The organism is Tenacibaculum piscium, from assembly GCF_021390715.1.
GTDB lineage: Bacteria > Bacteroidota > Bacteroidia > Flavobacteriales > Flavobacteriaceae > Polaribacter > Polaribacter piscius.
Window position 1 is genome coordinate 17,165 of the sequence record NZ_JAJGWT010000010.1, and the last position, 24,260, is coordinate 41,424.

The window sequence follows — 24,260 nt, forward strand, 5'->3', positions numbered from 1 at the left end:
AATTTTGGAAGATACTTTTGACAAAAATATAAAAATCCTATCATCTTATGAATGATAGGATTTTTGATTATATGTTATTTTTAATTGAGCGTATCTTTACATTTTTTGCAACCAATTTTTCACGGCAACTTCTTGTTCAATAATATTTTTCAATGCTGAAATAGGCACTCTTTTTTGTTCCATGGTATCTCGATGACGAATGGTAACCATATTATCTTGTAAGGTATCGTGGTCTACGGTGATACAGAATGGTGTTCCATTGGCATCTTGACGACGATAACGACGACCAACGGCATCTTTTTCATCATAAGAAACATTAAAATCCCATTGTAAATCGTGCATAATTTCACGAGCAACCTCTGGCAAACCATCTTTTTTAACTAGTGGTAAAATAGCGGCTTTTACAGGTGCTAAAACTGCGGGTAATTTCAATACGGTTCTGGTTGTTCCGTTCTCTAGGGTTTCTTCTTGTAGCGAATTTGAAAAAACAGCTAAAAACATTCTGTCCAATCCGATAGAAGTTTCTACGACATAAGGCGTATAGCTTTTATTTTCTTGATGGTCGAAATATTGTAATTTCTTTCCTGAAAAATCTTCATGTGCTTTTAAATCGAAATCGGTACGAGAATGAATTCCTTCTAATTCTTTAAATCCGAAGGGAAATTTAAATTCAATATCAGCTGCCGAATCGGCATAATGTGCTAATTTTTCGTGGTCATGAAAACGATAATTTTCTGCGCCCATTCCTAACGATAAATGCCATTTTAAGCGGGTTTCTTTCCACGTGTTGTACCATTCTTTTTGCGTTCCAGGTTTTACAAAAAATTGCAATTCCATTTGTTCAAATTCACGCATTCTAAAAATAAATTGACGAGCTACAATTTCATTACGAAATGCTTTTCCTGTTTGTGCGATTCCGAAAGGAATTTTCATTCTTCCTGTTTTTTGCACATTCAAGAAGTTTACAAAAATACCTTGTGCTGTTTCTGGACGTAAATATAAATCCATTGCAGATTCTGCAGAAGCGCCTAATTTTGTCCCAAACATTAAGTTAAATTGTTTAACGTCTGTCCAATTTTTAGAACCAGTAAGTGGGTCTGCGATGGCTAATTCTTCAATTAATAATTTTACATCGGCTAAATCTTCTTTTTCTAAAGATTTTCCTAAGCGAGATAAAATGGTATTAATTTTTTCTTGATAGCCTAAAACACGTCCATTGGTTGCTAAAAATTCATCTTTATTAAAAGAGTCTCCAAATCGTTTTTGAGCTTTTGCAACTTCTTTGTCAATTTTAGCTTCAATTTTAGCACAATAATCTTCTACTAAAACATCGGCTCTGTATCGTTTTTTTGAATCTTTATTATCAATTAACGGATCGGTAAACGCATCGACATGCCCAGAGGCTTTCCATGTGTTTGGGTGCATCAAAATAGATGCATCAATTCCTACAATGTTTTCGTGCATTTGCACCATTGCTTTCCACCAATAATCTCTAATATTTTTTTTTAACTCAACGCCATTTTGAGCATAGTCGTACACCGCACTTAATCCGTCATAAATTTCAGAAGATTGAAATACATAACCATATTCTTTTGCGTGTGATATTACTTTTTTAAATTGATCTTCTTGTTTTGCCATCTTACAAAAATAAAATAAGTATTTAAACTAGGGTTGTTTTATTTTTAAATTAATTTTATTATTTATCGTAAATTAAAGGTTGTTGTTCCTGCGTATGCGGTATCGACAAAGACACTTATGGTATATTTTCCTTTGATGATATCGGTTCTATTGACTAAAATTAGCGATACTAAACTTAAGGTGTCATTGGTATAATTTACTTTTATGGTATCGGAATATTGGATTTGATTTCCGTCATTTAATGTTAAAATTCCTTTAGGAGCAATTACGTTGTTATTTTGATTTATGATTTGAATAAACACGGTTTTTTCACCTGCTTCGGCGACGAGATTTTTCAATAAATCGAAATTAATTCTAAAAGCATCGGTTCTGCTAGCTCTTGAAGTGGATGTTAATTTCCCGCTATTGCGTTCTTTCATTGCCACTACGTTGATTGTACTTGTTTTAAGAATACTACCAAGGGCTACTTTTTCTTTTAGTGCGTCATTTTTTTCAGATAAAGAGGTATTAATGGTTTCTTTTTGAGCTAAAATATCGCTGGTATTTTTATTTTTGATAATTAATAATTGATTTTCGGTGTGTAGGGAATCTACTTGTAGGAATAATTTTTTATTTTCTTGTTGTAAGCGGATAATTTTCTGTTTGTACTTTGCGATTGTATTATAATTAGTTGCTTTTAAGTTTTTTATTTCTTCTTGCAACTTTTTCATTTTTACAATTTCAGTTTGCAATTTTTTGGAGATATGTTTTTTTCGACCAACAACATCAGTATAATCTTTAATCATTTGGTCTAATTCCTTTTCTAACGCAGTTTTTTCATTATGAAATACTTTTTGAAGATCGCTATATTGACTTGATTTTTGAAGTGAAAAAAGTGTTAAACCTAATGTTAATAGTAGAAGTATAACAATTAGGGCGCTTTTTTTTTGTTGTAGTGTCATAATAATGGGGAGTGATTAGGGCTGTATTTATATGTTTTTTATTCTTTTATTTTTGTCTTTGTTTATGAATTATTATTTTTTTTTATGAATTAAGTAAGTTTGTGGTAATATTTTTGCTATAATTTTTTTCTTACTTTGATAATAATTTGGTTAATGTACTATTTTTTTAAACATTCGTAAATAAAAGCGGGTGGAAAATTACGAGATTCAAAATTTAGTTTTATGTTGTTTCCGAAGAATTCTTTCAATTTTTTATAGTAGCTTAAACTGTATTGATATTGAATAAACAGCCCATTTTTTTCTAATATTTGAAAACTTTCCTTTAGAATAGTGGTTGATATTTCAGCAGGAATAATGGTAAGTGGCAGGCTAGAAATGATATGATTTACTTTTTTGTAGCCGAGTTTTTGAATTTCGGTTGTTATTTTTTCTGCGGATGCTTTTAGCACGATTAATTGCGGATGTTTTATTTTTTTCAATTCTAGATAAAAAGCATCATTAATTTCGAAGCAGATAAGCACGGCATTTGGTTGAATTTTTTCTAAAATACTATGGGTGATTGCACCATTTCCTGGGCCTAATTCTATAAGAACGTTTGCTGTTTCAAAATTAATTTTCCGAAGCATTTTCTTTGCTAAATACTTAGAACTAGGGGCAACGGTGCCTGATGTTTTGTAATTTTTGACCGCTTCTTTAAAGAAGTTAAATTTTTTACTCAAAATAATATAATGTTTTTTTTTGTATATTTCCTATTCAAATATCGCTGGTAAAGATGCACTATTTAAAAGATATATTCTATTTATTTTATCCAAAATTATGTGTCAATTGTTCTGATATGTTACTGAAAAAACAACTGTATTTATGTGTTTTTTGTCATCATAATTTGCCACTTATTGAAGATAATCTTCCTATAAACAGTAGTTTATTACTTCCTTTTTATGGGAAATATCAGGTTGAAAATGTACGTTCTTTTATGTATTATCAGAAATTAGGAATTGGACAAAAAATAATTCAGGAGTTAAAATATAAAAATCAGCCAGCAATTGGCGTTTTTATAGCGAATTGGTTTGGAGAGCATTTAAAAAAAACGGCTATTTTTAAGGATGTTGATTGTATAATTCCTGTACCGATTCATCCTTCAAAATTAAAAAAAAGAGGCTATAATCAGCTGACAATGTTTGGACAAAGGTTAGGACTTATTTTAAATATTGTGTATCAACCTGATATTTTAATAAAAGTAAGTTCGGCAAAAACGCAAACAACTAAGCGTCGTTTCGAGCGATTTTTGGACATCGAAAACACGTTTAAACTAACAGATACTACTTTTTTTGAAGATAAACATATCTTATTAATTGACGATGTAATGACCACAGGCGCAACTTTAGTGGCGTGTTGTCAGGCGTTATCGGTTACCAAAAATATTCGTATCAGTATTGCAACTATGGCGAGTGTTCAAAAAGACTAATTTTTGTTAGTGTTATTTTAGTACTTTTGATGTTCTATTTAAAGAATCAATTTGTGAAAAATAAGACATTATTTTTAGTCGTTTTAGTTGTGAGTATCCTGATGAGTTGTGCTCGAAAAGGAAGACCTGAAGGAGGTCCAAAAGATGAGGAAGCACCCATTATGATGACGGTAAAACCACCGCATAAAACGACTCATTTTAAGGCAAAAAACATTAAAATTCAATTTAATGAATACGTTGTTTTAAAGGATTTAACCAAGCAATTAGTCGTTTCTCCTCCATTGAAATATCCACCTATTATAACGCCCCAAGGAACACCAAGTAAATATATCAATATTAAAATTTTAGATACCCTAAAAACCAATACTACGTACACGTTTAATTTTGGAAATTCGGTACAAGATAATAACGAAAATAATGCTTTAGAAAGTTTTAAATACGTGTTTTCTACAGGAAGTTTTATTGATTCTTTAACATTAAAAGGTTCGGTAAGAAGAATGTTATCTACTAAAAAATTAAAAAATAGTAGCGTTTTATTATATCGTTTCGATAGTATTTATAACGATTCGATTATCTACAAAAAAAAGCCAAATTACGTAACAAGTACGTTGGATTCCACTACTTTTAAATTCACCAATTTACAAGCAGGAAACTATTTATTATTGGCGTTAAAAGAAACATCAAGCGATTATATTTTCAGTAGTAAAACCGATGAAATAGGTTTTTATAAAGACACGATTTCATTGCCAAAAGACACCTTAATTTCAAGTCCGATAACACTTTTTAAAGAAGTGCCATCTTATCAATTTAAAAGAGGAAAAGAAGTTTCAAAAGGAAAAATTCAATTCGGATATGAAGGACAAAAAGAAGCCTTAAAAGTCGAATTATTATCAAAAGTTCCTGCTTCTTTTAAAGCATTTTCGGCATACGAAAAAGATAAAGACACCTTAAATTATTGGTTTACGCCACTCCAACAAGATTCTTTAACTTTTATTGTAAGTAATAAAAATAATTTAAAAGCTAACTTTAAAAATAACTTTAAAAATAACTTTAAAAATAATTTAAAAGACACTATAACAGTGCGTTTTCGTAAAAAACAAATCGATTCTTTAGTTATTTTATCAGAAATAAAAAGTGTTTTACATTTAAAAGATACCTTGTTTTTAGAAACTAATAATCCGATTGTAACTTTTGATGCCTCAAAATTTTCGTTAACTTCATTAAATTCATTAGAAAATAAAGACACTATTTTAGTTGATTTTAAAATTAAAAAACAAGCAATCAATAAGTTATCGGTTTTGTTTGATAAAACACCAGAAACTAGCTATACTTTTGGTGTTTTGCCAAAAGGATTTACCGATATATATGAAACTAGCAATGATACGTTAACATATCAATTTAAAACACGTAGCGCTCAAGAGTACGGAAGTATTATTTTAGATATCAAAAAACAAACAAATTTTCCTGTAATTATTCAACTTTTACAAAAAAAGAAAGTGCTAAAAACACAGTATATTTCTTCATCTGAAAAAGTAATTTTTGAGTTATTACCGCCTAAAGAATATACGGTTCGAGCTATTATCGATAAAAATAAAAACACTATTTGGGATACAGGAAATTTTTTATTAAAACAACAACCTGAACCAATACTTTATTTTAAAAACAGCTTCAAATTACGAGCCAATTGGGAAATGAATGAAGTATTTATTATTAAATAACAAAAAACCTCAGAAATTAATCTGAGGTTTTTTTTGTTACTCATTATATGCACTTGCACTTGGGCAAAATAATAATTCTGTTGGATTATCAATATCATATAAATACTGATAACTTCTAGTTTCTTTTTGGCAAAATGGTGCTATTAATTTCAACATATTTTCAAACCCTTCAAGGGTGAGTACGCAAAAAAATGTCTGATTATCTTTGGTTAAAATTCCTTCATCAGAATTGAATAAACCGAAGATTAAATTACAATTTTTGGTTTGAATAAAATCAATTTCAGCGAGGTTTAATTTTTGTCTTTTTTCAATAATTGTTTCTTGAAGCAATGCGCTAAATTTAATTGCTTCGGCTTTGTTGAAGTTGTATAAACGCACTACATTTTCATCAAAACCATTGATATTCTCTATAAAATCTACTTCCATTTTTGCTTCCTTAATATTTTAATATTTTTTAATGTGCTTGCAACCAATTTTCACCAATTCCGATTTCAACATCTAACGGAACTTCCATTTTAAAGGCATTTTCCATTTCTTGTTTAATAATTGGTTTGATAATTTCTAATTCATCTTTATGAGCGTCAAAAACCAGTTCATCATGTACTTGCAAAAGCATTTTCGATTTAAAATTTTCTTTTTCAAATCGCTTATAAATAGTAATCATTGCGAGTTTGATAATATCGGCGGCACTTCCTTGAATTGGGGCATTTACAGCATTTCTTTCCGCTCCTGAACGCACCATTCCGTTTCTAGAATTGATATCTTTTAAATATCTACGACGATTTAAAACCGTTTCTACATAGCCATTATCACGTGCAAAATCGACTTGTTTTGCCATGTAATTTTTCAACTTCGGATAGGTTTCATAATAGGTATCAATTAATTCTTTGGCTTCTTTTCGAGATAAATCGGTTTGATTGCTCAATCCGAATGCCGAAACCCCATAAACAATACCAAAATTGACCGTTTTTGCGTTGCTACGTTGTTCCCGAGTTACTTCATTTAAAGGAACATTAAAAACTTTTGATGCCGTAGAAGCATGAATATCTTCGCCATTTTTAAAGGCTTCCATCATGGTTTCTTCTTGGCTTAATGAGGCGATTATTCGCAATTCAATTTGAGAATAATCGGCGGCTAATAACACATAATTTTCATCTCTTGGGATAAAAGCTTTTCGAATTTCTTGTCCTCTTTTGGTACGAATCGGAATATTTTGCAAGTTCGGATTGTTAGAACTTAATCTTCCTGTGGATGCAACGGCTTGTGCATACGAGGTGTGAATACGTCCTGTTTTTGAATTTATTTCGTTGGGCAAAGCATCAACATAGGTACTTTTTAATTTTTTATATTGGCGATATTCTTGAATATCTCGAATAATTTGATGGTCTTTTGCTAAAAAGGAAAGCACATCTTCGGCGGTTGAATATTGTCCTGTTTTTGTTTTTTTCGGTTTTTCGACCAATTTCATATTTTCAAACAAAACAATTCCTAGTTGTTTTGGAGAACCGATATTAAATTCTTCGCCAGCTTGCTGGTAAATATTTTTTTCTAAACGTTCAATATCGTTGCCTAAATCAACAGAAAGTTCTTTTAAAAATGGCACATTTAAGTTGATTCCTTCAATTTCCATGGCTGTTAAAACCGAGACTAAAGGCGTTTCAATATCATTAAATAACTTGGTTACATTTCCGCTTTCTAGCTCTTTTGTAAAATGCTCTTTTAATTGCAAGGTAATATCGGCATCTTCAACAGCATATTCGGTTTGTTTTTCGATTTCAACAGTTCGCATCGACAGTTGATTTTTCCCTTTTTTCCCAATTAATTCTATAATTGGAACAGGTTTATAGTTTAAATAGGTTTCGGCTAAAATATCCATTCCATGACGCATATCAGGATTAATTAAATAATGCGCAATCATGGTATCGAATAATTTTCCTTTAACGGTAATTTTATAATTTGATAAAACTTTGAGGTCATATTTTAAATTATGTCCAATTTTTTCAATGGTTGATGCTTGAAAAAACGGTTTAAATTCTTCTAAAATAGCGGTTGTTTCCTCTTGATTTTCTGGAAAAGAGACATAATATCCTTTTCCTTTTTCCCAAGAAAATGAAATTCCGATTAATTCAACTTCCAAGGCTTTTAAGCCTGTGGTTTCGGTATCAAAACATACCGATTTTTGTTGCATTAATTTAGATACTAATAATTTTCTTGCTAGTGGAGAATTTATATGTTGATAAAAATGCGGTGTATTTTCAATGGTTTTGAAGCCTGAAATGGTAGTTTCTTGGTTGGTTGTTCCTGTTCCAGGAGTGGCGAATAAGTCAAATTGTCCTGTTGTATTTGTAACAGGAATATTTTTTGTTTCTTGTTTATTCGCTATATTTTCTTCGGATGCTTTTTCACCTGCTTTTACAGGAACAGCGGCGGTAAATATTCGAACAAAGGTGTCTGCTAAACGTCGAAATTCTAAATCATTAAAGATATCGGCAGTTGCTTGAATATTTGGCTGACACATTTCAAAATTTTCTTCATGAAATTCGACAGGAACGTCTAACATAATCGTGGCAAGTTCTTTGGATAAAAGACCAAGTTTTGCATTTTCGATTATTTTTTCTTTCATTTTTCCTTTTAAATCTGCGGTATTTGCTAGCAGATTTTCCATAGAGCCATATTGGGCTAAAAATTTCTTAGCGGTTTTATCTCCTACGCCAGGTAATCCAGGAATATTATCGACGGCATCGCCCATCATGGCTAAATAATCGATCACTTGTTCAGGACGTTCTACCCCAAATTTTTCTTGAACTTCGGCAATTCCCCAAGTTTCGTATCCGCCTCCAAAACGAGGACGGTATATAAAAATATTTTCAGAAACTAATTGTGCAAAATCTTTATCAGGGGTTACCATAAAAACTTGATAACCTGCTGTTTCGGCTTTTTTTGCGAGCGTTCCTATAATGTCATCGGCTTCATATCCTGTTTTTACAATTACAGGAATATTCATCGCTTCTAGCATTTTTTCGATATACGGAATGGCAATTTTAATGGCCTCAGGAGTTTCTTGTCTGTTGGCTTTATAGTCGGGGAAAGCGGTTGTTCTAGCGACCGAACCGCCACGGTCAAAACACACGGCTAAATGGTCGGGGCGTTCTCGTTTGATAACATCTAACATCGAATTGGTAAAGCCTAAAACGGCGGAAACATCCATATTTTTAGAGTTAATCCGTGGATTTTTTATAAATGCGTAATATCCTCTAAAAATTAAAGCGAAAGCATCGAGTAAAAAAAGTCTTTTTTGATTTGCCATGAGTTTTTTTTAAGCCTGTTGAAGTGTATTAAAATATGTCTTTTTTGAAAGAAAATCGCCTTAAAATAGTGAGCGTAATTTCGGGAGTAAAGCTACGAAACTTTAACAAGACGTTAAAAATTGATTTTTAGTTGATTTTTAATTGATTTTCAATAATCAAGCTATCTTTGTGTTACTTTAAAATATATTTAATATGTCTCGATGGTTGGTTTCAATTTTGATTATAGTATTGGTTGTTATTATTTTTGAAGCGTATGCTTTTCAGGCGATAAAAACAATCACTAAAAACAAGTTTATTCGCTATGGTTGGTTGTGTATTGGTTTTTTAGCCTATGCTCATTTTTTTTATGTGGTACTTTCTTCGGATAGAAGTTCGGGACAAACCTTACAATTTCAGGTTGCTTTGGGCATTCTTTTAGTGGTATTACTTCCGAAGTTATGTATGTTATTGGTATTGTTAGGCGAAGATTTTTTTCGATGGATTCAAAAGGGAATTTCATATTTTTCATCTTCTCAAACCAAAGATTTGGCAGGGCGAAGAACTTTTATCGCAAAATTAGCCTTGGCAATGGCTTCGATTCCATTATCGGGATTATTATATGGAATTTTCAAAGGGAAATATAATTATAAAGTGCTTAACTATGAGCTGAATTTTAAAGATTTACCCGAAGCTTTTGATGGTTTTACGATTACTCAAATTACGGATATTCATTCGGGAAGTTTTACCAATAAAGAAAAAATAAGGTATGCAGTTGATTTGGTAAATCAGCAAAAATCCGATATAATTTTATTTACAGGTGATTTGGTCAATAATTTTGCCCATGAAATGGATGATTGGATTGACATATTTCAAAAATTAGAAGCGCCTGTTGGGAAATATTCGGTCTTAGGAAATCATGATTATGGTGATTATTCTAGCTGGAAAAATTCCGAAGATAAAATAGCAAATTTTAAGGCGATAAAAGAATTACATCCTAAAATAGGCTTTGATTTACTCTTAAATGAGCATCGCTATATCGAAAAAGACGGACAAAAAATAGCCTTGGTCGGCGTTGAAAACTGGGGGAGAGGCTTTAATAAAGCGGGCGATTTAGAAAAAGCATCTGCAAAAATTCAGCAAGAAGATTTTAAAATTTTAATGACACACGACCCAAGTCATTGGGAAAGTAAGGTTAAAAAAGATGCTTTTAATTATCAATTAACCTTGAGCGGACACACCCACGGATTGCAATTTGGCATTGAAATTCCAGGTTGGATAAAATGGAGTCCATCACAATATGTCTATAAACAATGGGCTGGTTTGTATCAAGAATTTGGACGCTATATAAATGTAAATAGAGGGTTTGGCTATCATGCTTTTCCAGGAAGAGTAGGGATTTGGCCAGAAATTACTGTAATCGAGTTAAAAAAAGTTTAATATTTTGTGTTTTTTAGGTCAAATTTGACAACAGTTTGAAAATAAAATGGTAAATTTCAAGGACTTATCAATAAGTGAACTAAAAAATTAAAAATAATAATAGAATCTAAGAAAAAAACTTAAAACTATGAAATATGGCTAAATTTGGAGAACTAATAAATATTGATAAACCTGTTTTAATTGATTTTTATGCAGGCTTAAATGACTTAGAACCTCGCTTAGAAATACTTCGAGATGTTGCGGCGGCTTTAGGCGATAAGGCAAAGGTTATCAAAATTGATACGCATCAAAATCAAACGCTTACCAATGCTTTGCGTATTAAAAGCAATCCGACTTTTATCATCTATAAAAATAACGAAATACAATGGCGACAAACTGGCGAGCAAGATGCGAATACGCTTATCGGTTTGGTGCAAAAATATTTTTAACTTTTTGCGATTTTGTTTTTTAATAAAAAAGTAAAAAGGCATTATTTATAAAATATAACGCCTTTTTTTATAAGATTAGAATATTAATTTAGTTATTGTTTTCTGTGTCATCATTTGCTGATTTTTGAGGAAATGATTCTTGTTCATCTGCCATTAAATGTTTGAATAAACGAGCGTGATTTAAATATCCTTCAAAAGCTTTTTTACCATATTCGATATCTTGTTCATGTTTTGTAATTTGCTGAATTACATTCTGATACAAGTATAAATTAGTTTCTAAAGTATCTAGAATTAAATCGATATTACTATCCTTGAAAGTACTGTAATATTTTAATTTTTGTTGAAAAACATCAATAAGTGTTTCGGCAGTTTCACGTGCTTTTTCTAGGTTGCCTATGCGATAATATAATTCAGGATATCCTAACGAAATACTATAATGTTCAAATTGTGTAATTGGTAATTTTTCCAAAGATAAATTTAATATTTCGTTGGCTTTTACCGTATCTTTTTTGGCTAAATATGCTTCGGATAAACGCATTAAATTATTACGCATCGAAATGGCATTGCGTTTACTTTGTTCATCTAAATAAATTTTTCCATTATTGATAGTTTTCCAATCCCATTTTTGAATATTTTGATACATTTTTTCAGGGTCGATGCGTCCCATTGCAAACATTGATTTTCCTTTGTTTGATGTTTTAATCGGCACAAATTTATATGCCATTCCATCTAATTGTAGATACTCTTTTAACCAAATATATTCTTCATCGGCATTGGCACCACCTGTAAAATAAATTGGACGTTTCCACTGAAAATTATTCAAAATATCGAGCATTAAAATTCGATTTTTAGTCAAACCTTGCTTATCAACAGTAATATCGATGTAATCAAGAATTTTATCGGCATCTTTTTGAGCGACCAACCCTGTTTTTAAAACATTTTCTTTATTAACAGGAATTCGAATTCTGTTTGTGGGATAAAATTTTTCTTTAACATCATTTTCTTCATCAATATAATAGGTTTGATTATCGCTACTTTGCATCCATCGCATAAAGTTTTTAAGCGACATGATAGAATCTTTAAATCGTGGATGTGGAATATGATAGGCAATATCGAGCGTTCCATATTTATATTGATCGTGTGTTAATTGCGATGGAATTGGCTCGGCATCGTAGGTTTTCTTTTTCATTTGGTCGATATACCAATCGGTTTGAAAAAGGCTTGTATTTATAATTTTAATATCCCGACGCACGCCTTCGACTTGTTGCATATACCAAAGTGGAAATGTATCATTATCTCCGATAGTAAAAATTATCGCATTTGGATCGCAACTCTCCAGATAAGTTTGTGCGTTTAATTGCGCGATATAACGGTCGCTTCTATCATGGTCATCCCAATTTTGAACGCCCATCAATACGGGAACAGCCAATAATGAAACTGCCGAAACTCCAATAGCAACGGTTCTTTTGTTGGCATAATTTTTTAGATAATCATACAACGCAAATACGCCAAAACCGATCCAGATGGCAAACACATAAAATGAACCAACGACGGCATAATCACGTTCACGAGGTTCAAAAGGTCTTGGATTGGTGTAAAAAATAATGGCAAAACCTGTAAAAGCGAAAAATAAAGCAAGGGTATATAAATTCTTTTTATCTTTTTTTGATTGATACATTAAGCCGATTAGTCCTAAAATCAAAGGCAGGAAAAAATATTTATTACGTCCTTTATTATTTTTGATATCATCAGGTAAATTTTGTTGTGAACCTAAGCGAATTTCATCAATGAAATCGATACCGCTTAACCAGTTTCCATTTTCAACGTCTAAATGTCCTTGGGCATCGTTTTGTCTTCCCACGAAATTCCACATAAAATAACGCCCGTACATATATCCAAATTGATAATCAATCATGAATTTTATGTTTTCTAAAAACGTTGGTCGTCTTTTGCTTCGTGCTGGGATTCCTGCAATTCGTTTGTAATGTTGCTCGGAAGCAGGGTTTACCATTCTTGGGATAAATCCTTTGTGTTTACTTGAATAATTAGGGATTATATTTTTGTATTTATTGACAATAACATATTTTCCGTTTATCTTTTCATATTTTGGTTTATCATCCTTAAAAGGTTGCTCGGCATCTTGTGTTCTATCATAAGAAACCGAATAATAATTATCATAAAAAACATTGGCATCTCCATATTGTTCACGGTTGTAATAGGCTAATAACTCCTGTGCACTCGATGGATTATTTTCATTAATAATCGTATCGGCATTGGCACGAATTGGCAACATTAACCAAGATGAAAAACCAATCATCATAAAAAGTATCGACAATACTAAGGTATTTGCCATTACTAAATTCTTTTTACGGGTGTAATTTAATCCGAAGAAAAACAAGCCGATTAAAACAATTCCAGCAAGAATAGTTCCTGAATTATAAGGCAATCCTATTTGATTGATAAAAAACAATTCAGAAATACTAAAGAATTTAAGGGTAAATGGAAATAAGAATTTAAAAACAAAAGCAAGTACAAGTATCGAAATTAAAGTAGCAACGGCGGTTGTTTTTAGGGTGATATTTTGATAGGTTTTGAAGAAATATAACATCACAATTGATGGAATCACTAAGAGCGATAAAATATGCACTCCAAACGATAATCCAATAACAAAACTTATGATTACTAGCCATTTATGTCCTCTTGGAGTATTTATTTCATCTTCCCATCGGAGTCCTAACCAGAATAATAATGCCATTAAAAATGAGGACATCGCATATACTTCGCCTTCCACGGCACTAAACCAAAAACTATCCGAAAAAGTATAGGCTAAAGCGCCAACGAGTCCACTTCCTAAAACGGCGATGGCTTCATTTTTACTGAATTTTCCATTTTTGAGTGCTATTTTTTTAGCTAAATTGGTAATTGTCCAAAACAGGAATAAAATGGTAAATGCACTTGCCAATCCCGACATAAAATTAACCATTTTAGCCCATTGACTAGGATCATTACTAAACATGGCGAAAAAAGCTCCTAACATCTGAAACAAAGGAGCGCCTGGCGGATGCCCAACTTCTAAATTTACCGCCGTAGAAATATATTCGCCACAATCCCACGAACTAACCGTTGGCTCTAGGGTTAACGTATAGGTAATCAGTGCCACGGCAAATGAAAACCAACCTAAAATTGTGTTCCATTTTTTATAATTAAATTCGGTCATAGTTGGTGCGATAATTGTTCTGATGATTCTTGATTTATACTAAACTACGAAAGTATTAATAACTCTTCATTTTTCAACAAAAACAAAAATATAATTTTAACAGATATGGCTTCTTACTCAGTGCTATAAAATTATGTTAAATGAAAAATAATAAAAAAAATTTGTTCAAATTAAAAAATGTGTTATATTTGCACCCGCAATAAGTAATTGGCCCATGGTGTAATTGGTAACACATCTGCTTTTGGTGCAGACATTCCGGGTTCGAGTCCTGGTGGGCCAACTAAGTGTTTTTTAACAACGTAAGTTAGGTCCAGAAAATTACTAAAGTATAAAAATTATTTTTATATTTGCAAACTTATTAAATGGCCCATGGTGTAATTGGTAACACATCTGCTTTTGGTGCAGACATTCCGGGTTCGAGTCCTGGTGGGCCAACAAAAGTTTCATAATCGGTAAGATTATGAAACTTTTTTGGTTTATTATATTTGTGAATTATTTACAACATTAATTTACAGCCTCTTTTAAAGTTTCAATTACTTTTTTGCTATTTCCGATAAATATTTTATCATCAACAATAAAAACAGGACGCTTTAAAAAAGTATATTCCTCTAAAATAAAATCACGATATTCATTTTCACTAATTTCTTTATTTTTCAAGTCTTTTTCTTTGTATAATCTCGCTCGTTTATTAAATAAGCTTTCATAACTATCGGTTAATTTTCGCATTTCTTCTAGTTGATTTACAGTAATCTTATTTGTTTTTATTTCCTGTTTTTCAAATCCCTCAAGATTTACTTCTTTTAAAATGCGTTTGCAAGTATCACAGGTTTGTAAAAAATATACTTTCTTCATGGTTTCGATGGTTTAATAATTATCTTTGAACGACGCTAAAATAAGTAGAAAAATGAATACGCAATTTGAAATTTTAAGAAAATCGAGAGCAGTAGTTTTAAAGAAAATTGAAAATTTATCCATAGAACAATTACATAAAATCCCAGAAGGATTTAGTAATAATATTGCTTGGAATGTTGCTCATTTAGTGGTAACACAACAATTATTACACTATAAATTATCAGGGTTAAATTGTTTAGTCGCTGATGAATTAATTGAAAATTATAGAAAAGGAACTTTTCCTACACAAACATTTTCAGAAGAAGAGTTAGAAGAAGTAAAAGAATTATTTATCGGCTTGCCAGATACCTTACAAGAAGATTTTGAAGCGGGTATTTTCAAAGAATATACCGCCTATGAAACAAGTTTAGGGTTTACCCTAGATACTATCGAAACGGCGATTTCTTTTAATAATTTACATGAAGGAATCCATTTAGGTGTTATTATGGCGTTGGTTAAATTAGTTTAATTTATCTTTTTTAAAAACATAAAAAATCCCGAAATTATTTAAAATTTCGGGATTTTCTATGTTACATATTTATGATGATTCATAAGAAGTTATCTGTAAAAAATTACTTGCTTATTTTATCAAAATAAAGGCTAATTATTTAGCTTCCGCAAATCTTCTTTCTACTTCATTCCAGTTGATTACTTTAAAGAAAGCATCAATATAATCAGGACGACGGTTTTGGTAATTTAAGTAATAAGCGTGTTCCCAAACGTCTAATCCTAAAATTGGCGTTCCTCCACAAGCAACTCCAGGCATTAATGGATTATCTTGATTTGGCGTAGCACAAATTTCTAATTTTCCGCCTTTTTGAACACATAACCAAGCCCAACCTGAACCAAATTGTGTTGCTGCTGCTTTAGAAAAAGCTTCGATAAAAGCTTCTTTTGAACCAAATTCAGCTTCAATAGCTTTTTTTAATTCTCCAGATAAATTCCCTCTATCTTCAGGATTTAATACCGTCCAGAATAAAGAGTGATTGTAAAAACCACCACCGTTATTACGAACTCCAGCATTAGTTAAATCTAAATTTGTTAAAATATCTTCAATAGATTTCCCTTCTAAATCAGTTCCAGCAATTGCGCCGTTTAATTTAGTAGTATATCCGTTATGGTGTTTGCTATGGTGAATTTCCATAGTTCGTGCATCAATATTTGGTTCTAATGCATCGTAAGCATATCCTAATTTTGGTAAATCAAAAGCCATAATTGTACGTTTTTTAATGAGTTAATTATTTATTTTTACTGATGTAAATTTAACCCAAAAAAATAAGGGAAACAACTGTTTCCCTTATTCTAAATTGATTTTACTATAAATAAAAATTATAGTTTATTATTTTTTAATAGATTGGTTTTGCATCCGCAGAAAATTCACTCATAAATTCTTCTGCTTTTTCGACCATTTGCTTGCTTCCGCAGAAAAAAGGCACACGTTGATGTAATTCTGATGGTTTTATATCCATAATTCTTGTAAATCCGTCGGTAGCTTTTCCACCTGCTTGTTCACAGATAAAAGCGATTGGATTTCCTTCGTATAATAAACGTAATTTTCCGTTAGGCGTAATGGTTGTTGAAGGATAAATATAAATTCCTCCTTTTATCATATTTCGATGAAAATCGGTTACTAACGAGCCAACATAACGCGCTGTATACGGTCTATTATCAGCTTGATTGAGGTCTTTACAATGCACTAAAAAGCGTTTCATTCCTTCTTGAAAATACGTAAAATAGCCTTCACTTACCGAATAAATTCTACCAATTTCTGGAAATTGCATGTTTGGATGCGATAAATAAAAGGTTCCAATTGCAGGATTTAACGTAAAACCATTTACACCATTTCCTGTGGTGAAAACTAACATCGTAGAAGTTCCGTAAGCCACATAACCAGCGGCTACTTGTTCGCTTCCTTTTTGTAAAAAATCTTCTTTGGTTACAGGCGTTCCTACAGGAGAAATTCGTCTGTAAATAGAAAAAATAGTTCCTACCGATATATTTACATCAATATTTGAAGAACCGTCTAAAGGATCCATCAATAAAACATATTTGTTTTCGTTTGTTTTTTCTTGCCCTTCTACAATTACAAAATCATCTTCTTCTTCACTGGCAATACCACAAACGATTTCACGGTTGATAAGTGTTTGTTTAAAAAGATTATTAGCTAAAATATCTAATTTTTGTTGCGTTTCTCCTTGTATATTTACATCGCCAGAAGCGCCTGTAATATCTACTAAACCAGCTTTTCTAATTTCGTGATTAACCACTTTTGCCGCCAAGCGAATCGAGTTGATTAAACGAGATAATTCCCCAGAAGAGTATTTAAAATCTTTTTGATATCCAATAATAAACTCTCCTAGAGTCATGTGCTTGTTGTTCATGTCAAATTTTTGTGTTCTTTACAAAGATGCCAACTTTTTTACGGTTTTACAATAATTTTTTATTTTAAAATTTTTAACAAATACAAATGATGTGTTTTAATTTTCTATTTGTTTTTTAGCAAGATATATTAAGAATTATCTTTGCTTAAAATAGAAGTAATGAGTTTTATAATTAGAGAAGGCGTAAAAAAAGATGCACAATCCATCTTGAATTTAATTGTTGAATTAGCTGTTTTTGAAAAAGAACCTGATGCGGTAGCAATTAATTTGGAAATTTTAATTGCTGATGGATTTTCTGAAAATCCGAAGTTTAAAACCTTTGTAGCTCAAGAACTTGATGGAACAATTATCGGAATGGCACTTTTTTATCAGCGATATTCAACTTGGAAAGGAAAATCAATTCATTTGGAAGATTTAATGGTTACACAAGATAAAAGAGGCATCGGAGCAGGTAAAAAATTATACGGTTCCGTGATGAAATATGCACAAGAAAATGACTTTAAAAGAGTTTCTTGGGAAGTATTAGATTGGAATATAAATGCGATCGAATTTTATAAAAATACAGGCGCAACAGTTTATGAACAATGGCGAGTTTGCCAAATGGATACCGAAAGTTTAACACAATTTTGTAATGAGAATATTTAAGTTTGGAGGCGCATCGGTAAAAGATGCCGATGGTGTAAAAAATGTAGCAAGAGTTTTAAGAAGTCAAGGACTTAACAATGTTTTAGTCGTTATTTCGGCGATGGGAAAAATGACCAATGCTTTTGAAGAAATTATCAACGCTTATTTTTATCAACAAGAAAATTCAGAAGATAATTTAAAAGAAGCAATTTCTTTTGTGGAAGATTTTCATCATGAAATAATAACTGATTTATTTGAAGAAAATCATGAAATTTTTAATAAAGTCGATTTTTTATTCGCCCAATTAAGTGGTTTTATGATTCAAAATAATTCGAAAAATTACAATTATGTATATGACCAAATCGTCGGTTTTGGTGAATTATTATCCACCCATATTGTAAGTGCCTATTTATCAGAAATTGATATTAAAAATCAATGGATAGATGTTCGAGAATGTATCAAAACAGATGCCAATTTTAGAGACGCAAAAATTAATTGGGAATTAACTTCTCAAAATATTACTCAAAAAATAAATAAAAATATCAGTGAAAATACCATCTATATTACCCAAGGTTTTTTAGGAAGTACATCACTTAAAACAGCGTCAGATATAGTGGAAGGTAATCAAAACTTTACGGCAACAACAACGCTAGGAAGAGAAGGTTCTGATTATACCGCAGGCGTATTTGCATACTGTTTAAACGCCCAAAGCGTAACGATTTGGAAAGATGTCGCAGGCGTTTTAAATGCCGATCCAAGAGTGTTTTCAAAAACAACATTATTACACGAAATTTCATATACCGAAGCTATTGAAATGGCTTTTTATGGCGCATCTGTAATTCATCCAAAAACAATTCAACCTTTAGAACAAAAAAATATTCCTCTTTTTGTACGCTCTTTTGAAGATATATCAAACAAAGGAACTTGCGTGGGAAAAGGAACCAAAATTAATCCTGAAATACCGTGTTTTATTGTAAAGAAAAATCAAATTTTGGTGTCAATTTCAGCCAAAGATTTCTCCTTTATGGTCGAAAGTAATATTAGCCATGTTTTTGAAAAATTAGACGAATATCAATTAAAAGTAAACCTAATTCAAAACTCAGCAATCAGTTTTTCAGTGTGTATCGAAGATAAATACAATACATTTGATAGCTTTTATCAAGACTTAAAATCAACCTTTATCATTAAAGTTTATAAAGATGTAACCCTATATACAATTCGTCATTTTGATGAAAAAGCACTTCAAAAAATACGTGAAAAAGGAACCGCAATTATTCGACAAATAAACACCGAAACAGCCCAGTTGGTAATACAATAAAAAACGTAAAGCTAACAAAATTCAGTTATATTTGCATTTATGTCAAATTTGAATTAATGGGAATAGTTACATCAAAAGAAATTGCGAAAGTTATTGGAGTAGATAAATTAGGAGTCATCGGAACTTTTACAGGGTGGCTCTTGATGAAAATTTTACGCATTTCTGCTATTAATAAAATTTATGATAATAATAAAAATAAAACTGATTTAGAATTTTTAAACGGCGTTTTAGCAGATTGCAAAATTGAATTTGAAATCCCTGAAGATGACTTAAAAAGAATCCCTAAAGATGGCGCTTTTATTACCATTTCGAATCATCCGCTAGGCGGAATCGATGGTGTTTTATTATTAAAATTACTCATCGAAAAAAGAGCCGATTATAAAATTATTGCTAACTTTTTATTACATAGAATTGAGCCATTAAAACCGTATATCATGCCTGTAAATCCTTTTGAAAATAGAAAGGACGCAAAGTCGAGCATTGCAGGAATTAAAAATGCACTATTACATCTAAAAGAAGGAAAACCATTAGGGATTTTTCCCGCAGGAGAAGTTTCTACCTATCGTGATGGTAAATTAATGGTCGATAAACCATGGGAAGAAGGCGCCGTACGCTTAATCAAAAAAGCAAAAGTACCCGTAATTCCTATTTATTTTCATGCCAAAAATAGTCGCTTATTTTACTTATTATCCAAAGTTAGTGGAACATTAAGAACCGCAAAACTTCCCTCAGAAGTAATTTCGCAAAAAAATAGAATCATAAAAGTTCGTATCGGAAAACCAATTTCCGTAAAAGATCAAGAGGAATTTAAAGATATTCCTACTTTCTATGAATTTATCAGGAAAAAAACATACATGCTTGCCAATCCTTTTGAAAAAGCATCACAAAAAATACTATCCTCGCAAAATTTAAAAATTCCGAAGAAAGTTAAAAAAATAACAGCACAAAGAACTCCCGATTTATTCCTAAAAGAAGTAAATTCTTTACGAGAAAAAGGAAGCCGATTGCTAGAAAGTAAAAATTATGAAGTCTTTTTCGCAACCGCTAAAGAAATTCCAAATGTGTTACACGAAATTGGGAGATTACGAGAAATTACCTTCAGAGAAGTAGGCGAAGGAACTAATAAAACCATCGATTTAGATAAATTTGATAAATATTATCACCATTTATTTCTTTGGGATACCGTAGCAAATGAATTAGTCGGTGCATACAGAATGGGATTGGGAAAAGATATTTATAAAAAATACGGAATCAACGGATTTTATATACACACCTTGTTCCGAATTGAGCCAGAATTATATACCATGATGCAAAGTACTATGGAACTTGGAAGAGCTTTTGTTGCTAAAAATTATCAGCAAAAACCAATGCCATTATTCTTGCTTTGGAAAGGAATTGTACACGTAACATTACGATATCCTGAATATAAATATTTAATGGGAGGTGTGAGTATTAGCAATCAATTTTCGGCATTTTCCAAGTCGTTAATGATTGAATTTATGAAATCTCATTATTATGATCCGTATGTAGCACAATATATTTATCCAAAGAAAGAATTTAAAGTCAAACTAAAAGATGCCGATAAAGATTTTGTATTCGATGCCACAAAAGCCGATATGCAAAAATTTGATAAAATTATTGACGAAATTGAACCAGGAGCCTTACGTATGCCTGTACTTATCAAAAAATATGTAAAGCAAAATGCACGTTTAGTCGCTTTTAATGTTGATCCAAAATTTAATAATGCCATTGATGGTTTATTATACATCAAAGTTGATGAAATTCCTGAAAGTACCGTAAAACCAGTAATGGAAGAATTTCAGGCTGAATTAGAAAAACGTGCTTCCGAAAACTTAAATAAGTAGTTTGTTTAAATAAGATTCTCTAAAATTCATAAAAAAAAGCATCGTAAATTTTACGATGCTTTTTTTGTATTATTATTTGTGTTTTATGAATTCTATTTTACTTAAAAAATGTCCTAAAAATATCATTACCGTTGGCAAATAACAATAATGTTATCAGTAAAACAAAACCAACTAGTTGTGCGTATTCTAAGAATTTATCTCCAGGTTTTTTACCCGTAATCATTTCCCATAAAGTGAACACGACATGACCTCCATCCAAAGCTGGAATTGGCAATAAGTTCATAACTCCTAACATAATTGATAAGAAAGCAGTGATATTCCAAAAAACTTCCCAGCTAAATTCGGCAGGAAAAATACTTCCGATTGAAATAAAACCACCCAAACCTTTGTAAGCTCCTGTACTTGGATTAAAAATCTTCTTCAATTGCTTTACATAACTTGTAACGGTTGTCCATGCTTTTACAGTTCCTGCAGGAATTGCTTCGCCAATCGAATAGTTTTTTTCTGCCAATTGATAATAGCCTAATTTCTCTAAATCTTTAACGGATACTTGTCCTAAACTTACGCCTAGCTTTCCTTTTTCGCTAATTCTCACAGGAATCGTTACATTTTCAGTACCTCTTTTTACGATGATATCAATTGCTTGTCCTTTATTTTTTTCTAATTCGATTTGAGCTTCATCAAAATACCTTATTGTAACGCCGTTTATTGCGATAACAATATCTTTAGCTTGTAAACCGCTATTAATATTTGGTGAATCTTTGGCGATTTGAGCAATTATCAGTGGCAATCGAATATTGATAAAACTTCCTGCATTTTTATCCCTGTCCATTAATTTTGAAATAAAATCGGTAGGAATTTCTTTCTCAAGAATAGTTCCATTTCTGTTAATCGTGTAGTTATTTCCGTTGATAAATTCTAGCGGAAGGTCTTTAAATTTTTGAATAGTTTCTCCATCAATAGTCAGGATTTTATCACCAGTTTGTAAACCTAAATCTTTTCCTAATTGACTTTGTACCCAAACACCATCTTTAAGATTTTCGTTTGGTAAAAATTTTTCACCATAAGCATACATCAAACAAATGTAAATTACAATCCCTAAAATAAAGTTTACCGTAACTCCACCTAACATAATAATTAAACGTTGCCATGCTGGTTTTGACCGAAATTCCCAAGGTTGTGCAGGTTTGCTCATTTGCTCGGTATCCATACTTTCGTCAATCATACCCGCTATTTTTACGTAGCCTCCAAGTGGAATCCAGCCGATTCCATAAACAGTATCGCCTATTTTCTTTTTGAAGATAGAAAACTTATAATCAAAAAATAAATAGAATTTTTCAACTTTGGTTTTAAATATTTTGGCAGGAATAAAATGTCCTAATTCATGTAAAACAATTAAGAGTGATAAACTCAAAATAAATTGTACTGCTTTTATTAAAATTTCCATAAAGGTGTGTATCTAAATTTAAAAATTGGACAAATGTACGTTTTTCAATACGGTTGTAAAAGTTTGTGGTATCGATGCGGTTTTGTTTTAACAAAATTTTGATGTAGAAGCTATAAAAACCTTGTTTTTAGTCGTATTTTTGTTTAAAATCAGTGGAATTCAATTTAAATTTGATTTGAATTTGATTGAAAATTCAATTACAATGGACTTAAAATTCTTTAAAAAATCAAAAAGTACCCTGCTTTTTTTACTTGTTTTTTCTTTGATAGGTGTTCCTGTTTTTTATCATTTGGTAAAAGTAGAGGATAGATTGCCTGTTTACAATCCTGCGGATATCAACCCTCGATTGGTAGATACATCAGTGCGTTCAAAATCAAAAAATCATAAGATTGGCGCTTTTAAACTCATCAATCAAAATGGTGAAATAATTACCAATGCCAATTATAAAGATAAAATTTATATCGCTGATTTCTTTTTTACCCGATGCCAAACAATTTGTCTTTTGATGGCATATAATATGAGTGAATTGCAAGAGAATTTTAAAAATGATGACGACATTATGTTCTTATCGCATTCGGTAACCCCTGTAATGGATAGCGTTCCGCAATTACGAAAATATGCTGATGCAAAAGGTGTTATCGATGGAAAATGGAATGTAACTACTGGCGATAAAAAGCATATTTATGACTTAGCCCGTAAGCATTATTTTGCTGTTTTAGATGAAGGCGATGGCGGAGAACAAGATTTTGTACATACCGAAAACTTTGTTTTAATCGATAAAAAAGGACAAATTCGAGGCATGTATGACGGCACAAAAGAAGAAAATATGCAAAAAATTATAGATGATGTTATCTTGTTAAAAGAGGAGTATAAGTAATGTGAGTTTAGCTAATTTAAACGTCCTTTTTTATTTATTAGAAAGGACGTTTAAAAACAGCATTATTTATTTTAAATATCTAGTGATAATTTTAAGCTTCCACCTAATCCTTCTCGAATTATTCTCATTAATGTTGAAAGCCTAATATCACTAGCATTATTTTCTATTCTAGAAATATAACTTTTTGTTGTTCCTACTTTTTCCGCTAGTTGTTGCTGGGTAAGGTGTTGTTTTTTTCTAGCTTCTTGTATTAAAACGCCAATTTTAAAAGTTTCAAATTCTTCTTCAAATACTTCTCTAGTTCCTGTTCCAAGATTTCCATATTGTTGGTTTAAGTGGTCGTCAAATGAGGTTATTTTTTTATTTGTTGTCATAATATTGGTCTTTAAGTCTTTCTGCTCTTTTGATTTCTTTTTTGGGTGTTTTTTGTGTTTTTTTCTGAAAACCACTTAATAAAACAATTAGATTTCCATTATCAAAAAAACAGAAAATTCTAAATATTCCATTTCCTGCTGAAACTCTCACTTCCCAAATTCCATTGGTATTGGTTAGGTGTTTAAAGAATTTTTCGGGAACAATTTTTGTCTGTTTTAATATTAAAAGTGTCCAGTCAATTTTCTTTCTAACAATAAGTGATTGTTTCTTGTAAAAATCTATAAAGTGACTTTCATAAAATACTATTTCTCTGTTAAAATTACTCAATTATAATAGTCTTTTGATTTAAAA

At 31.2% G+C, this 24,260-nt stretch carries 21 protein-coding genes and 2 tRNA genes; 11 read left to right on the forward strand and 12 right to left on the reverse strand.

What is annotated here, in order from left to right; translation table 11 throughout:
• Positions 1 to 96 precede the first annotated feature (96 nt).
• The 3 genes from L0U77_RS09745 to L0U77_RS09755 all read right to left on the reverse strand — a co-directional run bounded on the left by L0U77_RS09745 (position 97) and on the right by L0U77_RS09755 (position 3,298).
• The gene (locus tag L0U77_RS09745; protein WP_233897535.1) at positions 97 to 1,638 is read right to left on the reverse strand and encodes a glycine--tRNA ligase; all 1,542 of its coding nucleotides are present in this window, start codon (positions 1,636 to 1,638) and stop codon (positions 97 to 99) included.
• A 62-nt stretch (positions 1,639 to 1,700) separates the two neighbouring features.
• Positions 1,701 to 2,579 (reverse strand): hypothetical protein, encoded by an 879-nt coding sequence (locus L0U77_RS09750; RefSeq protein WP_233861735.1) that lies wholly within the window; start codon positions 2,577 to 2,579, stop codon positions 1,701 to 1,703.
• A 158-nt stretch (positions 2,580 to 2,737) separates the two neighbouring features.
• Entirely contained in the window at positions 2,738 to 3,298 is a 561-nt protein-coding gene (locus L0U77_RS09755; RefSeq protein WP_101918409.1) for a class I SAM-dependent methyltransferase, read from the reverse strand.
• A 53-nt stretch (positions 3,299 to 3,351) separates the two neighbouring features.
• On the opposite strand from L0U77_RS09755, the gene L0U77_RS09760 reads away from it, so the two are divergent.
• Positions 3,352 to 4,044, forward strand: a complete 693-nt coding sequence (locus tag L0U77_RS09760; RefSeq protein ID WP_101918408.1) for a ComF family protein — start codon at positions 3,352 to 3,354, stop codon at positions 4,042 to 4,044.
• Positions 4,045 to 4,097: 53 nt separating this feature from the next.
• Positions 4,098 to 5,762: an Ig-like domain-containing domain gene (locus L0U77_RS09765; RefSeq protein WP_233861737.1), complete on the forward strand. Its 1,665-nt coding sequence runs from the start codon at positions 4,098 to 4,100 to the stop codon at positions 5,760 to 5,762.
• Between the two features lie 36 nt (positions 5,763 to 5,798).
• Here the strand turns inward: L0U77_RS09765 and L0U77_RS09770 are convergent, their stop codons facing one another.
• Together L0U77_RS09770 and polA are read right to left on the reverse strand one after the other, a co-directional pair.
• Positions 5,799 to 6,188 carry a hypothetical protein gene (locus tag L0U77_RS09770; protein WP_101918406.1) on the reverse strand — a complete coding sequence of 130 codons (390 nt, stop codon included), beginning with the start codon at positions 6,186 to 6,188 and terminating at the stop codon, positions 5,799 to 5,801.
• A 28-nt stretch (positions 6,189 to 6,216) separates the two neighbouring features.
• Positions 6,217 to 9,069: a DNA polymerase I gene (polA, locus tag L0U77_RS09775; RefSeq protein ID WP_233901109.1), complete on the reverse strand. Its 2,853-nt coding sequence runs from the start codon at positions 9,067 to 9,069 to the stop codon at positions 6,217 to 6,219.
• Positions 9,070 to 9,262: 193 nt separating this feature from the next.
• On the opposite strand from polA, the gene L0U77_RS09780 reads away from it, so the two are divergent.
• Entirely contained in the window at positions 9,263 to 10,486 is a 1,224-nt protein-coding gene (locus tag L0U77_RS09780) for a metallophosphoesterase (protein ID WP_193700241.1), read from the forward strand.
• 134 nt (positions 10,487 to 10,620) lie between these two features.
• A complete protein-coding gene (locus tag L0U77_RS09785) occupies positions 10,621 to 10,914 on the forward strand; it encodes a thioredoxin family protein (protein ID WP_101918403.1) in 294 nt (97 codons plus the stop codon).
• An 88-nt stretch (positions 10,915 to 11,002) separates the two neighbouring features.
• On the opposite strand, the gene L0U77_RS09790 is transcribed toward L0U77_RS09785, so the two are convergent.
• On the reverse strand, positions 11,003 to 14,131 hold the full coding sequence (locus L0U77_RS09790; RefSeq protein WP_233901110.1) for a DUF2723 domain-containing protein: 3,129 nt from the start codon (positions 14,129 to 14,131) through the stop codon (positions 11,003 to 11,005).
• A gap of 208 nt (positions 14,132 to 14,339) precedes the next feature.
• On the opposite strand from L0U77_RS09790, the gene L0U77_RS09795 reads away from it, so the two are divergent.
• Both L0U77_RS09795 and L0U77_RS09800 read left to right on the forward strand, forming a co-directional pair.
• Positions 14,340 to 14,411, forward strand: a tRNA-Gln gene (locus L0U77_RS09795).
• 83 nt (positions 14,412 to 14,494) lie between these two features.
• Positions 14,495 to 14,566 (forward strand) — tRNA-Gln (locus L0U77_RS09800).
• A 69-nt stretch (positions 14,567 to 14,635) separates the two neighbouring features.
• Here the strand turns inward: L0U77_RS09800 and L0U77_RS09805 are convergent.
• Complete coding sequence (locus tag L0U77_RS09805) at positions 14,636 to 14,983, reverse strand: arsenate reductase family protein (protein ID WP_233897528.1); 348 nt, start codon at positions 14,981 to 14,983, stop codon at positions 14,636 to 14,638.
• A 52-nt stretch (positions 14,984 to 15,035) separates the two neighbouring features.
• Between L0U77_RS09805 and L0U77_RS09810 the strand changes: the two genes are divergently transcribed.
• Positions 15,036 to 15,491, forward strand: coding sequence for a DinB family protein (locus L0U77_RS09810; protein WP_101918400.1), 456 nt, complete (start codon positions 15,036 to 15,038; stop codon positions 15,489 to 15,491).
• Positions 15,492 to 15,626: 135 nt separating this feature from the next.
• Here L0U77_RS09810 and L0U77_RS09815 read toward each other — a convergent pair whose 3' ends face one another.
• Both L0U77_RS09815 and fbp read right to left on the reverse strand, forming a co-directional pair.
• A complete protein-coding gene (locus tag L0U77_RS09815) occupies positions 15,627 to 16,235 on the reverse strand; it encodes a superoxide dismutase (protein WP_101918399.1) in 609 nt (202 codons plus the stop codon).
• Between the two features lie 133 nt (positions 16,236 to 16,368).
• Positions 16,369 to 17,403 carry a class 1 fructose-bisphosphatase gene (gene fbp / locus L0U77_RS09820; RefSeq protein ID WP_233861743.1) on the reverse strand — a complete coding sequence of 345 codons (1,035 nt, stop codon included), beginning with the start codon at positions 17,401 to 17,403 and terminating at the stop codon, positions 16,369 to 16,371.
• Positions 17,404 to 17,562: 159 nt separating this feature from the next.
• Here fbp and L0U77_RS09825 point away from each other — a divergent pair, with 159 nt between their 5' ends.
• The 3 genes from L0U77_RS09825 to L0U77_RS09835 are packed head-to-tail and all read left to right on the forward strand — an operon-like array spanning position 17,563 to position 21,210.
• Positions 17,563 to 18,048: a GNAT family N-acetyltransferase gene (locus L0U77_RS09825; protein WP_101918397.1), complete on the forward strand. Its 486-nt coding sequence runs from the start codon at positions 17,563 to 17,565 to the stop codon at positions 18,046 to 18,048.
• Positions 18,035 to 19,345, forward strand: coding sequence for an aspartate kinase (locus L0U77_RS09830; protein ID WP_233861745.1), 1,311 nt, complete (start codon positions 18,035 to 18,037; stop codon positions 19,343 to 19,345). Before L0U77_RS09825 ends, L0U77_RS09830 begins: the two co-directional genes overlap by 14 nt.
• Positions 19,346 to 19,401: 56 nt before the next feature.
• Positions 19,402 to 21,210: a GNAT family N-acyltransferase gene (locus L0U77_RS09835; protein ID WP_101918395.1), complete on the forward strand. Its 1,809-nt coding sequence runs from the start codon at positions 19,402 to 19,404 to the stop codon at positions 21,208 to 21,210.
• A 97-nt stretch (positions 21,211 to 21,307) separates the two neighbouring features.
• Here L0U77_RS09835 and rseP read toward each other — a convergent pair whose 3' ends face one another.
• The gene (gene rseP, locus L0U77_RS09840; RefSeq protein ID WP_233901111.1) at positions 21,308 to 22,657 is read right to left on the reverse strand and encodes an RIP metalloprotease RseP; all 1,350 of its coding nucleotides are present in this window, start codon (positions 22,655 to 22,657) and stop codon (positions 21,308 to 21,310) included.
• Between the two features lie 202 nt (positions 22,658 to 22,859).
• Here rseP and L0U77_RS09845 point away from each other — a divergent pair, with 202 nt between their 5' ends.
• Entirely contained in the window at positions 22,860 to 23,534 is a 675-nt protein-coding gene (locus tag L0U77_RS09845) for an SCO family protein (protein ID WP_233901112.1), read from the forward strand.
• Positions 23,535 to 23,605: 71 nt separating this feature from the next.
• Here the strand turns inward: L0U77_RS09845 and L0U77_RS09850 are convergent, their stop codons facing one another.
• Together L0U77_RS09850 and L0U77_RS09855 are read right to left on the reverse strand one after the other, a co-directional pair.
• Positions 23,606 to 23,908 (reverse strand): helix-turn-helix domain-containing protein, encoded by a 303-nt coding sequence (locus tag L0U77_RS09850; protein ID WP_233897524.1) that lies wholly within the window; start codon positions 23,906 to 23,908, stop codon positions 23,606 to 23,608.
• Positions 23,895 to 24,236, reverse strand: a complete 342-nt coding sequence (locus L0U77_RS09855) for a type II toxin-antitoxin system RelE/ParE family toxin (RefSeq protein WP_233897523.1) — start codon at positions 24,234 to 24,236, stop codon at positions 23,895 to 23,897. Before L0U77_RS09855 ends, L0U77_RS09850 begins: the two co-directional genes overlap by 14 nt.
• Between the last annotated feature and the right edge of the window lie 24 nt (positions 24,237 to 24,260).

What these genes read in the sequence shown, in the direction of transcription:
- L0U77_RS09745 (WP_233897535.1), bottom strand. Translation starts at nt 1,638, where the DNA reads ATGGCAAAACAAGAAGATCAATTTAAAAAAGTAATATCACACGCAAAA.
- L0U77_RS09790 (WP_233901110.1), bottom strand. Translation starts at nt 14,131, where the DNA reads ATGACCGAATTTAATTATAAAAAATGGAACACAATTTTAGGTTGGTTT.
- L0U77_RS09805 (WP_233897528.1), bottom strand. Translation starts at nt 14,983, where the DNA reads ATGAAGAAAGTATATTTTTTACAAACCTGTGATACTTGCAAACGCATT.
- L0U77_RS09830 (WP_233861745.1), top strand. Translation starts at nt 18,035, where the DNA reads ATGAGAATATTTAAGTTTGGAGGCGCATCGGTAAAAGATGCCGATGGT.
- L0U77_RS09850 (WP_233897524.1), bottom strand. Translation starts at nt 23,908, where the DNA reads ATGACAACAAATAAAAAAATAACCTCATTTGACGACCACTTAAACCAA.
- L0U77_RS09760 (WP_101918408.1), top strand. Translation starts at nt 3,352, where the DNA reads ATGCACTATTTAAAAGATATATTCTATTTATTTTATCCAAAATTATGT.
- L0U77_RS09770 (WP_101918406.1), bottom strand. Translation starts at nt 6,188, where the DNA reads ATGGAAGTAGATTTTATAGAGAATATCAATGGTTTTGATGAAAATGTA.
- L0U77_RS09845 (WP_233901112.1), top strand. Translation starts at nt 22,860, where the DNA reads ATGGACTTAAAATTCTTTAAAAAATCAAAAAGTACCCTGCTTTTTTTA.
- rseP (WP_233901111.1), bottom strand. Translation starts at nt 22,657, where the DNA reads ATGGAAATTTTAATAAAAGCAGTACAATTTATTTTGAGTTTATCACTC.
- fbp (WP_233861743.1), bottom strand. Translation starts at nt 17,403, where the DNA reads ATGAACAACAAGCACATGACTCTAGGAGAGTTTATTATTGGATATCAA.
- L0U77_RS09825 (WP_101918397.1), top strand. Translation starts at nt 17,563, where the DNA reads ATGAGTTTTATAATTAGAGAAGGCGTAAAAAAAGATGCACAATCCATC.
- L0U77_RS09815 (WP_101918399.1), bottom strand. Translation starts at nt 16,235, where the DNA reads ATGGCTTTTGATTTACCAAAATTAGGATATGCTTACGATGCATTAGAA.
- L0U77_RS09785 (WP_101918403.1), top strand. Translation starts at nt 10,621, where the DNA reads ATGGCTAAATTTGGAGAACTAATAAATATTGATAAACCTGTTTTAATT.
- polA (WP_233901109.1), bottom strand. Translation starts at nt 9,069, where the DNA reads ATGGCAAATCAAAAAAGACTTTTTTTACTCGATGCTTTCGCTTTAATT.
- L0U77_RS09750 (WP_233861735.1), bottom strand. Translation starts at nt 2,579, where the DNA reads ATGACACTACAACAAAAAAAAAGCGCCCTAATTGTTATACTTCTACTA.
- L0U77_RS09835 (WP_101918395.1), top strand. Translation starts at nt 19,402, where the DNA reads ATGGGAATAGTTACATCAAAAGAAATTGCGAAAGTTATTGGAGTAGAT.
- L0U77_RS09810 (WP_101918400.1), top strand. Translation starts at nt 15,036, where the DNA reads ATGAATACGCAATTTGAAATTTTAAGAAAATCGAGAGCAGTAGTTTTA.
- L0U77_RS09780 (WP_193700241.1), top strand. Translation starts at nt 9,263, where the DNA reads ATGTCTCGATGGTTGGTTTCAATTTTGATTATAGTATTGGTTGTTATT.